Source organism: Synechococcus sp. WC101 (assembly GCF_047461555.1).
Lineage (GTDB): Bacteria > Cyanobacteriota > Cyanobacteriia > Thermostichales > Thermostichaceae > Thermostichus.
Map to the genome: position 1 here is coordinate 1 of NZ_JANSHG010000054.1, position 13,759 is coordinate 13,759.

General features: G+C 63.4%; 12 protein-coding genes and 1 pseudogene. 5 read left to right on the forward strand and 8 right to left on the reverse strand.

The window, feature by feature from the left end; translation table 11 throughout:
• The coding region (gene groL, locus NW809_RS05435; RefSeq protein WP_414401689.1) for a chaperonin GroEL at nucleotides 1–1,403 on the forward strand (1,403 nt) is incomplete at its 5' end.
• Between the two features lie 37 nt (nucleotides 1,404–1,440).
• Here groL and lysS read toward each other — a convergent pair.
• The 7 genes from lysS to trpB form a co-directional block, all read right to left on the reverse strand.
• A complete protein-coding gene (gene lysS, locus NW809_RS05440; protein WP_011429242.1) occupies nucleotides 1,441–2,967 on the reverse strand; it encodes a lysine--tRNA ligase in 1,527 nt (508 codons plus the stop codon).
• Between the two features lie 46 nt (nucleotides 2,968–3,013).
• Nucleotides 3,014–3,802, reverse strand: coding sequence for a Uma2 family endonuclease (locus NW809_RS05445; RefSeq protein ID WP_240527750.1), 789 nt, complete (start codon nucleotides 3,800–3,802; stop codon nucleotides 3,014–3,016).
• Nucleotides 3,803–4,290: 488 nt separating this feature from the next.
• Entirely contained in the window at nucleotides 4,291–5,709 is a 1,419-nt protein-coding gene (gene radA / locus NW809_RS05450) for a DNA repair protein RadA (protein ID WP_011429244.1), read from the reverse strand.
• Between the two features lie 52 nt (nucleotides 5,710–5,761).
• A complete protein-coding gene (aroC, locus tag NW809_RS05455; protein WP_011429245.1) occupies nucleotides 5,762–6,898 on the reverse strand; it encodes a chorismate synthase in 1,137 nt (378 codons plus the stop codon).
• 54 nt (nucleotides 6,899–6,952) lie between these two features.
• Nucleotides 6,953–7,687, reverse strand: a complete 735-nt coding sequence (locus NW809_RS05460; RefSeq protein ID WP_414401690.1) for a pantothenate kinase — start codon at nucleotides 7,685–7,687, stop codon at nucleotides 6,953–6,955.
• Nucleotides 7,677–8,384: an AMMECR1 domain-containing protein gene (locus NW809_RS05465; RefSeq protein ID WP_228375405.1), complete on the reverse strand. Its 708-nt coding sequence runs from the start codon at nucleotides 8,382–8,384 to the stop codon at nucleotides 7,677–7,679. The genes NW809_RS05460 and NW809_RS05465 overlap by 11 nt, the downstream gene beginning before the upstream one ends.
• 26 nt (nucleotides 8,385–8,410) lie before the next feature.
• On the reverse strand, nucleotides 8,411–9,664 hold the full coding sequence (gene trpB, locus NW809_RS05470) for a tryptophan synthase subunit beta (protein ID WP_414401691.1): 1,254 nt from the start codon (nucleotides 9,662–9,664) through the stop codon (nucleotides 8,411–8,413).
• 202 nt (nucleotides 9,665–9,866) lie between these two features.
• Here trpB and NW809_RS05475 point away from each other — a divergent pair, with 202 nt between their 5' ends.
• The 4 genes from NW809_RS05475 (at nucleotide 9,867) to NW809_RS05490 (ending at nucleotide 13,038) form a co-directional block, all read left to right on the forward strand.
• On the forward strand, nucleotides 9,867–10,226 hold the full coding sequence (locus tag NW809_RS05475; protein ID WP_011429249.1) for a hypothetical protein: 360 nt from the start codon (nucleotides 9,867–9,869) through the stop codon (nucleotides 10,224–10,226).
• Between the two features lie 143 nt (nucleotides 10,227–10,369).
• Nucleotides 10,370–10,888: a hypothetical protein gene (locus tag NW809_RS05480; RefSeq protein ID WP_099812521.1), complete on the forward strand. Its 519-nt coding sequence runs from the start codon at nucleotides 10,370–10,372 to the stop codon at nucleotides 10,886–10,888.
• 48 nt (nucleotides 10,889–10,936) lie between these two features.
• Nucleotides 10,937–11,497, forward strand: coding sequence for a helix-turn-helix domain-containing protein (locus NW809_RS05485; RefSeq protein WP_071813492.1), 561 nt, complete (start codon nucleotides 10,937–10,939; stop codon nucleotides 11,495–11,497).
• A complete protein-coding gene (locus tag NW809_RS05490; RefSeq protein WP_099812520.1) occupies nucleotides 11,497–13,038 on the forward strand; it encodes an Hsp70 family protein in 1,542 nt (513 codons plus the stop codon). The genes NW809_RS05485 and NW809_RS05490 overlap by 1 nt, the downstream gene beginning before the upstream one ends.
• Nucleotides 13,039–13,531: 493 nt before the next feature.
• Here the strand turns inward: NW809_RS05490 and NW809_RS05495 are convergent.
• A pseudogene (locus NW809_RS05495) lies at nucleotides 13,532–13,759 on the reverse strand (RNA-guided endonuclease TnpB family protein); the annotation flags it as partial.

Consider the following 13,759-nt stretch of genomic DNA (forward strand, 5'->3'; position numbering starts at 1 on the left):
TGGCCACCAAGACCAACGACGTGGCCGGAGACGGCACCACCACAGCCACCATTTTGGCCCAGAGCATGGTGCAGGAGGGGTTGAAGAATATTTCGGCAGGAGCCAACCCTGTAGCTTTGCGGCGCGGCATCGAGAAGACCACTGCCTACCTGGTGGAGCAAATTGCCGCTCAAGCTAAGCCTGTGGAAGGCCGCAAGAACATCGCCGAGGTAGCTACCATCTCTGCCGGCAACGACCCGGAAGTGGGGGAGATGATCGCCAGGGCCATGGATGCCGTGGGGCGAGATGGGGTGATTACGGTCGAAGAGTCCAAGTCCTTGGAAACCCAATTGGAAGTTGTCGAAGGGATGCAGTTCGACCGCGGCTACATTTCCCCCTATTTCGTCACCGATACGGAGCGGATGGTGGCCGAATACGAAAATGCCTATCTGCTCATCACCAGTAATAAGCTCTCCAATCTTCAGGATCTGGTGCCTGTTCTGGAGCGGGTAGCGCGAGAGGGACGGCCGCTGCTGGTGATTGCCGAGGATGTGGAGGGAGAAGCCCTGGCCACTTTGGTGGTCAACAAGCTGCGGGGGGTGTTGAACGCGGTGGCGGTGAAGGCGCCGGCTTTTGGGGATCGGCGCAAGGCCATGTTGGAGGACATTGCCATCCTCACCGGTGGGCAGCTCATCTCCGAGGATATCGGCATCAAGCTGGAGAACGTCACCCTGGACATGATGGGGGTGGCCCGCAAGATTACCGTTACCAAAGACAAGACCACCATTGTGACCGACGGCAGCACCAAGGCGGCGGTGGAGAAACGGGTGGCCCAGATCCGCAAGCAACTGGAGACCACCGATTCCGAGTACGACCGCGAGAAGCTGCAGGAGCGGATCGCCAAGCTGGCCGGTGGGGTGGCGGTGATCAAGGTGGGAGCTGCCACTGAAACGGAGCTTAAAGACCGCAAGCTGCGCATTGAAGATGCCCTCAACGCCACGCGGGCGGCAGTGGAGGAAGGGATCGTCCCCGGTGGCGGGGCAACGTTGCTGCATCTTTCCAAAGGGATCCCGGCCTTCAAGGCCAACTTGAACGCAGAAGAGCAGGTGGGGGCGGACATTGTCTGCCGGGCTTTGCAGGCGCCGCTCTATCAGATTGCCCACAACGCTGGCCTGGAGGGGTCGGTGGTGGTGGAAAAGGTTCTGGAGAAGGAGATGCCCTTTGGCTTTGATGCCCTGACGGGCACCTATGTGGACATGTTTGCTCAGGGGATCGTGGATCCGGCCAAGGTCGTACGCTCGGCGCTGCAGAATGCCGCTTCCATCGCCGCCATGTACCTCACCACCGAAGCCATTGTGGTGGAAAAGCCCGAACCCAAGACGAAAACAGGAGCGAGCCGCTCCGGCGGTGCGGGGATGATGTAACTCCCCTAAACCATGCCCTTGTGGCCTAGGCCCCTATTCAGGGGCTTTCTCCCGTCTCCGGTCGCAGCAGGGGGAAGGCGATGACATCGCGGATGCTGGCAGCGTCGCACAGCAGCATCGCCAGACGGTCGATGCCGATGCCCAGGCCACCGGTGGGGGGAAGGCCGTACTCCAGGGCAGTGAGGAAGTCTTCGTCCAAAAAGTGGGCCTCTTCGTCTCCGGCTGCCTTCAGGGCCGCCTGGGCCTCCAGCCGCTGCCGCTGATCCACCGGGTCGGTCAGCTCCGAGTAGGCGTTGGCCGTCTCCCGCCCGACGATAAACAGCTCGAAGCGCTCCGCCAACCCCGGCTTGCTGCGGTGGGGCTTGGTGAGCGGACACACCTCCAGGGGATAGTCGAGAACAAAGGTCGGCTGGCGCAGGCGGCTCTCGCAGCAGTGCTCGAAGGCTTTGACCAACAGCTTGCCAGGGGAGTCGTGGGGGGAGAGATCGGGGATCCCCTGCTGGGCCAGGGCGGGCAAGAGCTCGGCGGTGGATCCCTTTTCCACGTCGATGAAGATGCCGGTGGCCTCCTCCACCAACTCCTGGATCGTTACCCGCCGCCAGGGTGGGGTGAGGTCAATGGTCTCCCCTTGGTAAGTAATTTGCAGGGATCCCCGCACTGCCAGGGCGGCGTTGCAGACCAGGGCTTCGGTCAGCTCCATCATCGTGTGGTAGTCGGCAAAGGCTTGGTAGGCCTCCAGCGAGGTAAACTCCGGGTTGTGGCGGGTGGAGATGCCCTCGTTGCGAAAGACTCGCCCAATTTCGTACACCCGCTCGATCCCGCCCACCACCAGCCGCTTCAGGTGCAGCTCGGTGGCAATGCGCAAGTAGAGATCTAGATCCAGGGCGTTGTGGTGGGTGATGAAGGGACGCGCCTCCGCCCCGCCGGGGATCACCTGCAGCACCGGCGTCTCGATCTCCACAAAGCCCCGCTCCTCCAGGGTCTGCCGCAGGGAGCGGACGATCTTGGCCCGGTCGAGCAAGGTTTGCTTGACCTCGGGGTTGACGATGAGGTCAACGTAGCGCTGGCGGTAGCGTTTCTCCACATCCCGTAGGCCGTGCCACTTATCGGGCAGGGGCAGCAGGGCCTTGGTCAGCACCTGGTACTCGTCCACCCGCACCGACAGCTCCCCTTTCTCGGTGCGCTTGAGACAGCCCTTGGCCCCCAGCCAATCGCCCACGTCAAGCAGCTTGTCCAGGTTCTTGAAGGCCAGCTCCCCCATGTGCTGCGTCAGCCGTTGCTTTTCCAGGTAGAGCTGGATGGTGCCAGAGCGATCCTGCAGGGTAAAGAAGGCCAGTTTGCCCATGACCCGCCGCGCCCGGATCCGCCCGGCCACCGCCACCTGCACATCCTCCCGCTCGGCGCCGGGCTCGAGATCGGCAAATTGCGCCTGCAACTCGGCAGCCAAGTGGGTAACCGGGAAAGAATAGGCGTAGGGCAGGATCCCTTGCTCCTGCAGGTGGCGGGCCTTTTCCAGGCGGGCGGCCCGTTGGGCAGCTTCGCTGCTGCTGGGGAGAGTGGACATAGGGGTAAAAGGGATAGAGGATTTCAGGGACGGACGGGATCCTTTTTTACGCTTCCGGCGGCGCGATCCCGTGGGAACGCAGCAGCTCCAAAAGTCTTTCGGCCCGTTGGCGTTCTCTTTCAGCCCGTTGGCGTTCTCTCTCGGCCCGCTGCTGCTCTAGGGCGGCCTTTTCGTCGCCGGTGGGTAAAACTTGGCCCTCTCGGTCACACCAGCGCAGCCATTCCGTGTTGACGCCCTCGAAGGATCCCTGCCAGAGGGTCAAGCCCAGGCCAATCTCCTCCAGCCAGGTGGAATCGAAGGGAACCAACTCTCCCCCCCGCCGCTGAAAAAGAACCAGTGGGGATCCCTGCAGCTCCCGCAGTTGCCGCAAAGGATCGTAAACCCCGTAGTAGCCCACGCCGGCGCGGGCGTAGTCCCTGAGTTTGCGGCCCAGCTCTTCTCCCTCGCGGTTGGAGACAATCTCAATGACCACGTCGGGAGGCTTGCCCATCTCCCAGACAAAGTAGGTGCGATCTTCCTTGCGCTCGAAGCTGGCGGGGGGAGCTACCTCCAGGCTGAGCATGACATCGGGCACGAGCGGCGGCTGCTTGAGGGCGTAGAACAGGCCGACGTTGGCCGTGGCCAGGAAGGGGATCGGCTCGCCGCTGTCTTTGGCTCTGGGCTGAAAGGAGGCGTAGAGGGCGCTCGTGAGCAGGCGCTGCAGCTTCTCCGAGTAGATGCTGTCCACAGGCTGGTCGTCCTCGATCACCAGGTCACTGATATCGGGTGGGGGCGGCGGTGGAAACTCCGCTGCCGGCGTCGAGGGCTTGAGGGGGCTAGAAGGTGCAGAAACCATGATGCCGGGATCCTTTGCAGGGCCGCTGCTAGCGACTGCTCGGTTGTTGGTCAATCGAGCCGATATCGAACCATCTCGAGGGTAGCAAAGGTTTTGGGGAAAAAGGCGACCAGAGAGCTTCTCCAATCCACACCAGAGATAGAAGCCCAACCCTGGGCCGAGGGCCTGCCTCCTGGAGCGGGGCAAGAGACAAAAAATCCTGCCCGACCTCCTCAGCTTTGGCCGGATCCCTTTTGGAAAGCAGCTAGCGCTCCGCCTGGGCGTTCAAGCTGGAGACGATCAGGTACACCACGAAAAGAAACAGGGCTACCAACGCCATAGGTCGATCCTTAGGTCAGTCTCTTGCGCCAGGGTCTGTAGGATAGTGTGCCCATCCGGGCCGGGATCCGGTTGCTGTTGTCGCACAAACCTTTATTCTATGACATTTTCCCGTAGCTTGGTTCTTGGCGGAGCTCGACCGCCCAACTGGGCAAGTTGGGGATCCCTTCTCACTGGCCAGGCTCGGAGCTGGGCAGAGCCACCAGCAGAGCTTCCAACACCCGCTGCACCCGGCTCAAGCGCAGGCCAGAGTCGGCCAAAACGGGGCTGTTGGGGATGATGGCGTGGCGGAACCCCAGCTTGGCGGCTTCCTTGAGGCGCTGCTCCAACTGCGCCACCGGGCGCACCTGTCCCCCCAGGCCCACCTCGCCGATCAAGACCGTAAAGGGATCCACCTGGCGATCTCGGAAGCTGGCGGCCACGGCCACCGCCACCCCCAAGTCGGCAGCTGGCTCGGCCACCTGGATGCCGCCGGCGGAGGCAATGTAGGCGTCGTATTTGGAAAGCGGGATCCCCACCCGTTTTTCCAGCACCGCCAAGATCTGCAAAAAGCGGTTGAGCTCGATGCCGGTGGCGGTGCGGCGGGGGGAGCTGTAGCTGGTGGGGCTGACCAGGGCCTGCACGTCCACCACCAAGGGGCGGGTGCCCTCACAGGCGACGATGGTGGCCGTTCCCGGCGTGGCCTGATCCCGGCTGCTCAAAAAAAGCTGCGAGGGATTGTCCACCTCCACCAAGCCAGAGGCGGTCATCTCGAAAACGCCGATTTCCTGGGCCGCCCCAAAGCGGTTTTTGACGGCGCGCAGCAGGCGGTGGCTCTGAAAGCGATCCCCCTCAAAGTACAAGACGGTGTCCACCAGGTGCTCCAGCACCTTGGGCCCGGCCAGGGATCCATCTTTGGTAACATGGCCAACGATGAGCAGGGCCACCCCCAGTTTTTTGGCCACTCGCATCAAGAGGCCGGCGCATTCCCGCACCTGGGAAACGGATCCCGGCGCCGAGCTGAGCTGCCCCCAGAAGATGGCCTGGATGCTGTCGATGATCGCCACCTGGGGCTGTAGGGCCTGGATCTCGGCCACAATGGCCTCCAGGTCGGTTTCCGCCAATAGGTAGAGCTGCTCGCTTTCTATCCCCAGCCGCAAGGACTCCGTCCCGCTAATGCGAGCGGCGCGCAGCTTGATCTGCTGGGCCGATTCCTCCCCCGACACGTACAAGATGGGCCCCCGCTTGGCGAGATGCGCAGCAGTCTGCAGCAGCAGGGTGCTCTTGCCAATGCCTGGATCGCCGCCAATCAACACCAGGGATCCCGGCACGATGCCACCTCCCAACACCCGGTCGAACTCGCCGGAGCCAGAGGAGAGGCGGGGGTGGCTCTCCGAGGAGACTTGGGAGAGGGGAAGGGCCGACAGGGGCATCCCGTTGCCGCGGCTGCGCTGGGGAACGAGCCGCTGCGGTGGCCCAGACTTAGAAGAGGGGGCGACGACCACCTCCGTCAGCGTGTTCCAGGCGCCACAGTTGTCGCAGCGGCCCAAAAACTTGGGGTAGCGCTCGCCGCACTGGCTGCACTCCCAGACGGTTTTGGCCTTGGCCATGAACAGGGATCCCGCCTCTTTCTTAGGATACAAGGACTCCGACCGGCTGCCGCTAGCTGTGGGGCAGGGGAACGGCGGGAATGGGCACCTCTGGCAAGGCCAGGGATCGGCACTGGGCGTGGTGGCGCAGCAGATGGTCACAGAGCACCAAAGCCACCATCGCCTCCACCATCGGCACCGCCCGCGGCAGCACGCAGGGATCGTGGCGCCCCCGCGCCGCCAAAACCGTCTCCTGCCCGTCGAGGGTGACGGTGCTTTGGGGCTGGCGAATGGTGGCGGTGGGCTTGAAGGCCACCCGCAGGACGATGTCTTCCCCGTTGCTGATGCCCCCCTGGATGCCGCCGGAGCGGTTGCTGCGGGTGCGCCAGCCGCTGGGGGTCATGTAGAACTCGTCGTTGTGCTGCTTGCCCGTCAGGTAGGTGCCGGCAAACCCCGAACCGATCTCAAACCCCTTGCTGGCCGGCAGCGACATCACCGCCTTGGCCAGGTCGGCCTCCAATTTGTCGAACACCGGGCAGCCCAGCCCGCGGGGCACATTGCGGGCCACACATTCCACCACTCCCCCGAGAGAATCTCCTTCCCGCGCCGCTGCTTCAATTTTTTCAATCATCGCCGCCGCCGCGGCTGGATCGGGGCAGCGGACGATGTTGGCTTCCACCTGCTCCGCCGTCACGGAGCTAGGATCCACCTGGGCCTCTACGTCTTGGACCCGCTGCACATAGGCCAGGATCTCTACCCCTGCTGCCAGGCGCAGGATCTTCTTGGCGATGGCCCCGGCGGCCACCCGGCCAATGGTCTCCCGCGCCGAGGCCCGCCCTCCCCCCTGCCAGTTGCGGATGCCGTACTTGGCCTGGTAGGTGGCATCGGCATGGGAAGGGCGGAAGGTGGTGGCCATCTCGCTGTAATCCTGGGGGCGGGCGTCCTGGTTGCGCACCAGGATGTGGATGGGGGTGCCGAGGGTAAAGCCTTGGAAAACCCCGGAGAGGATCTGGCAGCGATCCGCCTCCTGGCGCGGCGTGGTGATGTGGCTCTGGCCGGGACGGCGCCGATCCAGCTCCGCCTGGATGTCGGCCTCGCTCAAGGGCAGCCGCGGCGGGCAGCCGTCCACCACCACCCCCACCGCCCCCCCGTGGGACTCGCCGTAGGTGGTGACGCAAAACAAGACGCCGAAGGAGTTGCCGTTGGCCATGGGATCCCTGAGCAAGAAGCTGCCCGCTCGCAGGCGGCTGGGAGAGACTGTCTTCTATTCTGCACCAGAAGGCTTGCGGACGACGCGGTGCAACTGACGGCAGCCGGCAATCCCCCGCAACACCAGGTGGGGATCCCAGCGCAGCTCTGCGTCAAGGGGCCGCAGGTGGGGGTAGAGTAGCTCGCCATCGCCGCCGGTTACTAGCAGCGGGCCTTGGGGAAAGCGGCGGCGCCAGTCGGCCAGAAAATCCCGCAAGCCGGCCAGCAGGGTATGAAGAATGCCGCTGCGGATGGCGGCCCCAGTGTTCCTGGCCCAGCGGGGGGGTATGGGAGCGCCGGGATCCCACTCCACTTTGGGCAGCCGGGCGGTGTGGTCGGCCAGCGCCTGCGCCTGCAACCCCAGGCCGGGCAGGATCGCTCCTCCCGCCAGGGATCCCTCGGCGTCAGCTCCCGTCAGGGTCAAGGCGGTGCCGGCGTCGATGACCAAGCAGGGCCAGCCGTAGCGGATCCCGGCGGCCCACAGAGCCAGTGCCCGATCCAGCCCCAGCCCGGGATAGGGATCCCGCAGCGGCACCTGGGAGAGCTCAAGGCAATGCACCCAGGGGGATCGGGGCGGCAAAGGGGCAGAGCCAACGGCAGCTAGCCACAGCTCCGTCTCTTCTGGCCAGGATAGGGGTTGGTGGGCGGGAAACTGCTCCACCTTCACCAAGCTCTCGCCAGCAAACCAGCCCCAGCGCACGTGGGTGTTGCCCACCACGGCGGCCAGCCACCGCTCTGCCTCAGAACTCATGCAACAGCTCCGCCTCCACGCGAAACAGCTCCACCGGCTGATCGGCAGGGATCCCGGCCAATTGCTTGGCGGTGGAGAGCTGCCAGGCCGTCGTCAGAGCCTCTCCGGGCAGCAACACCGCCCCCCGTGTCCCCGCGCGAATGAACAGGCCCATGCGGGTGGGATCCACCTGCTCCAGAGAGGGGATGGGCACCACCCGTCGCACGATGGCCACCTGAATAGAAGCCGACTCCAGCTCGCCGGGTTGCAGGGGCCGATAGCGCCAGTCGCGAGTAACAGCCCCCACCGCCGCCCGGATGGTGGCCCTGGCCAGATCCTCGCCGCCGGGATCCAAGCTGCCCCAACAGCCGCGGGGCCGTCCCTCCCTGGTCACCGTAACAAAAACTCCCGCCGGGCGCCGCCAGTGGGGCGGGATCTCTTCTGGAGCAGGCAGCACCTGGCCAGTGGCGAAGTAGTGGGCGATGGCCTGCCGCGCCAGGGCCGGCAGCGTCTTGGGCAAGGGTTGCGGCTGGACGGGAGCAGGGATCCCCTCCGTCCCGCCGTTGCGGGGCAAGGCGCCTGCCGGGGAACTCGTGGCCGGGGACGGGATCCCGCCAACGCGCCCAGAAACCTCTGGCCGGGATCCGGCCAGCAGCCCTAGCCCTGCCCCCAGAAACAAGGCCAGCAGGCTGAGCGATCGAATGGCAAAGGTGGACACGAGCTGAGGATCTTGCCAACCCAACTCTAGGCTAGGCTATGCCCCCGCTTCTGCAAGTACTTGAAAACGGTGTTCAGATCCTTGTCGCCCCGCCCGGAGCAGTTGACCACCACCCGCTGCTGGGGGCCAAGCTGTGGGGCCAAAGTTTTCAGGTAGGCCAGCGCATGGGCCGTCTCCAAAGCCGGGATGATCCCCTCCAGGCGCGACAGCAGCAGCAGCGCCTCTACCGCCTCATCATCGGTGGCAGCGTAGTACTCGGCTCGTCCAATTTCTTTCAGATAGCTGTGCTCGGGCCCTACACCGGGGTAATCCAAGCCGGCGCTGATGGAGTGGGCCTCCTGCACCTGGCCTTCTTCATCTTGCAGCAGGTAGCTCATGGCCCCGTGCAAGACCCCAACGCGACCGCGGCTGAGGGTGGCGGCGTGGCGGGAGGTGTGTAAGCCCTCCCCGGCAGCCTCGATGCCGATGAGCCGCACCTGGGGATCGCGGACAAACTCGTTGAACAGACCCAGGGCATTGGAGCCGCCGCCCACACAGGCCAGCAACACGTCTGGCAGCCCTCCCCATTTCTCCTGACACTGCTGCCGCGTCTCCTGGCCGATGACATCGTGAAAGGCCCGCACCAGCTTCGGGTAGGGGTGGGGCCCGGCCACCGTGCCAATGACGTAGTGGGTGGTCTCCACGTTGGTTACCCAGTCGCGGATGGCCTCGGAGAGGGCATCTTTGAGGGTGGCCGTGCCGGATTCCACCCCCCGCACCTCAGCGCCCAACAGGCGCATCCGCTGCACGTTGGGGGCCTGCCGCTCCATGTCCAGCGCCCCCATGTAGATGACGCATTCCAACCCAAAACGAGCACACACCGTTGCCGTGGCCACCCCATGTTGGCCGGCGCCGGTCTCGGCGATGATCCGCCGCTTGCCCATGCGCACCGCCAGCAGCACTTGGCCGAGGGCGTTGTTGATCTTGTGGGCGCCGGTGTGGTTGAGGTCTTCGCGCTTGAGGTAGATCTGGGGGCCGTCGTAGTGCTCGGTCAGCCGCTGGGCAAAGTAGAGGGGGCTGGGCCGACCGACAAAATCCCGCAACAAGCTGTGGAACTCGGCGCGAAACTCGGGATCCCGCCAATGCTGCTCAAAGGCTTCCTCCAGCTCCGTCAGGGCGCTCATCAGGGTTTCCGGCACAAAACGGCCCCCAAAGGGCCCAAACCGGCCCCGAGGATCCGGACGCACCTGCGGGTCAAGGGGATCCCAGGTGGCAGGGGCAGCAAGAGGAGTTGAGGTCATGGCAAATGGATTGGCGCGGGCTTGACAGCCGGCAATAGGAGACAAGTTTCCCTATTCTACAGAAGATGGAAACTCGGGAAGGCCACTGTCCAAGCTATCTTATTTGCCGCCCTGGATGGTGGGATCCCGCCGAAATCACCTTTGAACAGGGGGCTTCCAAGGATTTTTACGATCAGGCCGTCCGATTTTGGGGGCGGCCTTTATGGACAAGCATCTGCAAGAGTTGCTCCAGCAAGAAGATCAAAAGCGCAGGGACGAAGAGCTGCGCCGCACCTATGCCCTTTCTCAAAAGTCTCAGGGAGCGGCAGTCTTTTTGTCGTTATTGCTGGCTTTTGCGGCCTACATTTATACGCGGCGATGGAAAGCGCTAATGATCTTTTTGGGGTGGTGTATTTTTGTCGGCGTGTTGTTTAGCGATGAAGAAGGAGAAGTTTCTCTCCCTGGACTTTTTCTGGCCTCCACCTGGGCAGCGGTGGACAACTGCGCCGCCATCCAGCGAGCTAGAGAAAAAATTGAACTGCTACGCTCCGGGCAAAGCCCCGATAGCAACCGGCAGACTTAATCGACCTCAAATCAACAAGCTGGAAACCCTTCCTTACTCCTCTCTCCCTGTGGGAGAGGGGCTGGGGGTGAGGGATCCCTTTGCCAGCAGCAGGTTAGGACAAGGGAGCCTAGAATGGCCGCAGATCCGAGGAAACCAAAACCATGAAGTCTGCTGCTTGCCTAGCCTGTCTGCTCGCCGGTCTCCTTGGGGGGGAAGGGATCCCGGCCCTGGCCTCACCCGCTCTTTTGGTGCTGGCCCAGTCCGGCTTTCAGCCCTACATCAATGTCCGCTTTGGCTATCGCCTCGACTATCCGGCTGATTTTGTCCCCCAAGGGGAATCCGACAGCGGCGACGGCCAGGTGTTCATCGGCAAAGAGGGGGCCGAGCTGCGCGTTTGGGGTGGGTACAATATTCTTCAAGCAACGCCCGCCAGCGCCCTGCAAGAGGAGCTGCAGCGCAGCCGGGAAAGCCGACGCCGAGTTACCTATCAAGTTGCTGGTCGGGATTTTTTCGTGGTCTCCGGCTACGAGCCAGACGGCCAGCGGATTTTTTACCTCAAAAAGCTCGTCAGCCCCTCTCTAGAGGCTGGCTTTGAATTGGTCTATCCGGCCAGCCGGCGCGAGCGCTACGACCGGGACGTGGAAGCCATAGCCCGCTCCCTGCGCTTTGTGGATCCCTGACCCAGGCCCAAGTTGGGGCATGATCGTAGGGATCCCTGGCAAAACCCCATGGCCGAGAGACCGCTGGACAGTTGGCTGCGGGAACGGATGCAAGCCGTTGGCCTCTCCTCTTGGCAGGCTCTGCAAGCCCGGGCGGGGATCAGCCGCCGCGCCCTCGATCAGGTGCGCCAAGGGCAGTGGGGATCCCTGCGCCTGGAGCAACTGCAGAAGCTGGCTGCCGCTTTAGAGTGGGAGTTGGGATCCCTGCTTGGCGGTGGCGACCCTAGTCCAAGGGGCTCGAACACTGCAGAAGCGATCTTTTCCCTGCTGCAGCCGCTGCTGACCAGCTACCCCACCGTCCGCGAGATTGCCCGGCGCAAGCCCGATTGGCCGGCCCAAAACGTGACGGCCCTCTTCCGGTCGCTGGATGCCCTGCTGCAGCAGTGGGGGTATGAAGCCATCGGCAGCCCTCTTGAGTCCGTCCCCTTCGACCCGCAACTGCACCAGCCGGATCAGCCGGACATTCGGCCAGGGGATCCCGTCTACATCCGCTTTGTCGGCTACCGCCGGAAAGACTACATCCTCTGCCCGGCCAAAGTCAGCCGCTCGCTGCCCGGAGGATTGAGCTGATGGCACCTGTCCCCAAAGCAACGCTGGCTATCGATTTCGGCACCAGCAATACTGTGGTGGCAGTTTGGGATCCCGTCCAAGAAGCGCCCCGCCTGCTCAGCTTTCCCGGCCTTTCCCGCCCGGGCTACTCGGCCATTCCCAGCCTGGTCTATGTCAAGGGAAAAGGCCAGCTCTTGGTGGGGGAAACGGTGCGGGCCGGGCGTTGGGGGGCAGTGGAGCCGCAGCGGCTGTTTCAGGGCTTCAAGCGGGATCTGGTGGCGGAGTTTGTCCCCCCACCGCGGATTCTCGATGGGGAGCGCTACGACGCCGAGAGGGTGGCTCAGGCTTTTTTGCAGGCGGTGATGGAAGCCGTCCAGCAAGAATACCTGCAGCCGCAACAGGTGGTGTTTACCGCTCCCGTCGGCTCCTTTGAGCGCTACTTGAACTGGCTGCGGGGGGTGGCCGGGGATCCCGTTCAAATTGTGGACGAGGCCACTGCCGCTGCCCTGGGCTATGCGGTCGGCCAGCCGGGATCCGTGGTGCTGGTGGTGGATTTCGGCGGCGGCACCCTGGATCTCAGCCTGGTGCGCACCCTTGCCCCCCAGCCGGGCAACCCCGTCCTCAAGGCAGAGGTGATCGCCAAGGCCGACGCCTACGTGGGCGGGGTGGATATCGACATCTGGATAGCCGAATACCTGCTGGGGCAACTGGGGCTGAGCCGGCAGCAGCTGGGGGCCCTGAGCTGGATGACGCTTTTGGAGCAGGCAGAACAGCTCAAGATCGCCCTTTCTGCCCAGCCGGAGGCTGTGGGCAGTTGGTTCGACGACGAGACTCTAACTGCCTATGAGCTGCGCTTGAATCGGCAGGCGCTGGAGGAGATTTTAGAAACCCACCAGCTCCTCGACCAGATCCGCCAGTGCCTAGACGAGGTGCTGCTCAGCGCCCAGGCAAGGGGAGTGGGCAAAAGCCAAATTGAGCAGGTGCTCCTGGTGGGAGGCAGCTCCCAACTGCCGGCAGTCCAAGAGCTGCTCCGCTCCTACTTCGGCAAAAAGAAAGTCCGCTGCGAGCGCCCCTTCGACGCCGTGGCCCTGGGCGCTCTGCAGGTGGGCCGCCAGGTCAAGCTCGAGGATCGCCTGCACCACAGCTACGCCATCCGCCTCTGGGATCCCTGGCAAAAAAGTTACATCTACTATCCCCTCTTCGAGCGGGGCAGCCCCTACCCTTGCCGACGCTCCGAGCCCTTGATCTTGCAGGTGGCCAACGATGGCCAGACCGAAATTCGACTCGATGTGGGGGAAGTGGCCCAGGTGGCCCAGGCTGAGGTGGTCTATGACGAGCTGGGGCGCATGAGCAGCCGCCAACTTACCCGACAAACCGATTTTCGATCCCTGGGTGCTGAGCCGGCTTGTCTGGCCCGCCTGCAGCCCCCAGGTCGGGCAGGAGAAGATCGCCTCAAGGTGGAATTTGCCGTCGATGCCTCGCGGCGGCTGTTGGCCACTATCTTCGACTTGCAAACCCAGCAGCTTTTGGTAGAAGCCCAGCCCGTAGCCACCCTGAGTTAGAGAAAGGCACTCAGCTTCTTTATCGCGCCAAAACCCAAACAGTGCCGCCTGGCCCTTCTCCCCCCTGGGAGAGGGGCTGGGGGTAGTCGCAATGGCAGCGTGGAGCGCTTGGGCGGATCCCTTGTTGAACAATCGCCTATTTTGCTGTAAAGCGCGGGGGAAAAGTCTTAAGCTCATCCAGAATGACTGTATATCCCCTGCAGTGGCTTTGTAATGACTTGACAGATATAGTCATTTCAAATAGATGCAACGTTTCTCTACGTCGTTATTGCTACGCAACGCTGTCGCGAAGGCGCCGGCAGCGCGAAGCACTATCTCTAGCTCCCCTCTCCCCCTGGGAGAGGGGCTGGGGGTGAGGGCCAACTCCCCTGAGCTCAATCTCTCAAGAATTAGAAACGACTGGCCCTACTGCTGACAGGTAAACTAGCTTCCCGTCGTAGAACAGCGCTGAGCCTTGGTCGCCTTGCTGCGAGTCTGCCCGGTACTGATACATTTACGCTGAACACTGCTGAGCATTACTGCTCAGCGGTGAAGCGATAGCATTCTGTCCGTTTCCGTTGTCACTACGCGATGCTGACGCGACCGCGTTAGCGGGACGGAGTCCAAACAGAAAGGCGGTATCCCGCAAAGCCCTGAGCATAACGCCCAGAGCGCCTTGCCAATCTCGTGGTAGCCTATGGTTGCACTTTGGGCATCTAAACACCTTTGCGCCACCCAACTT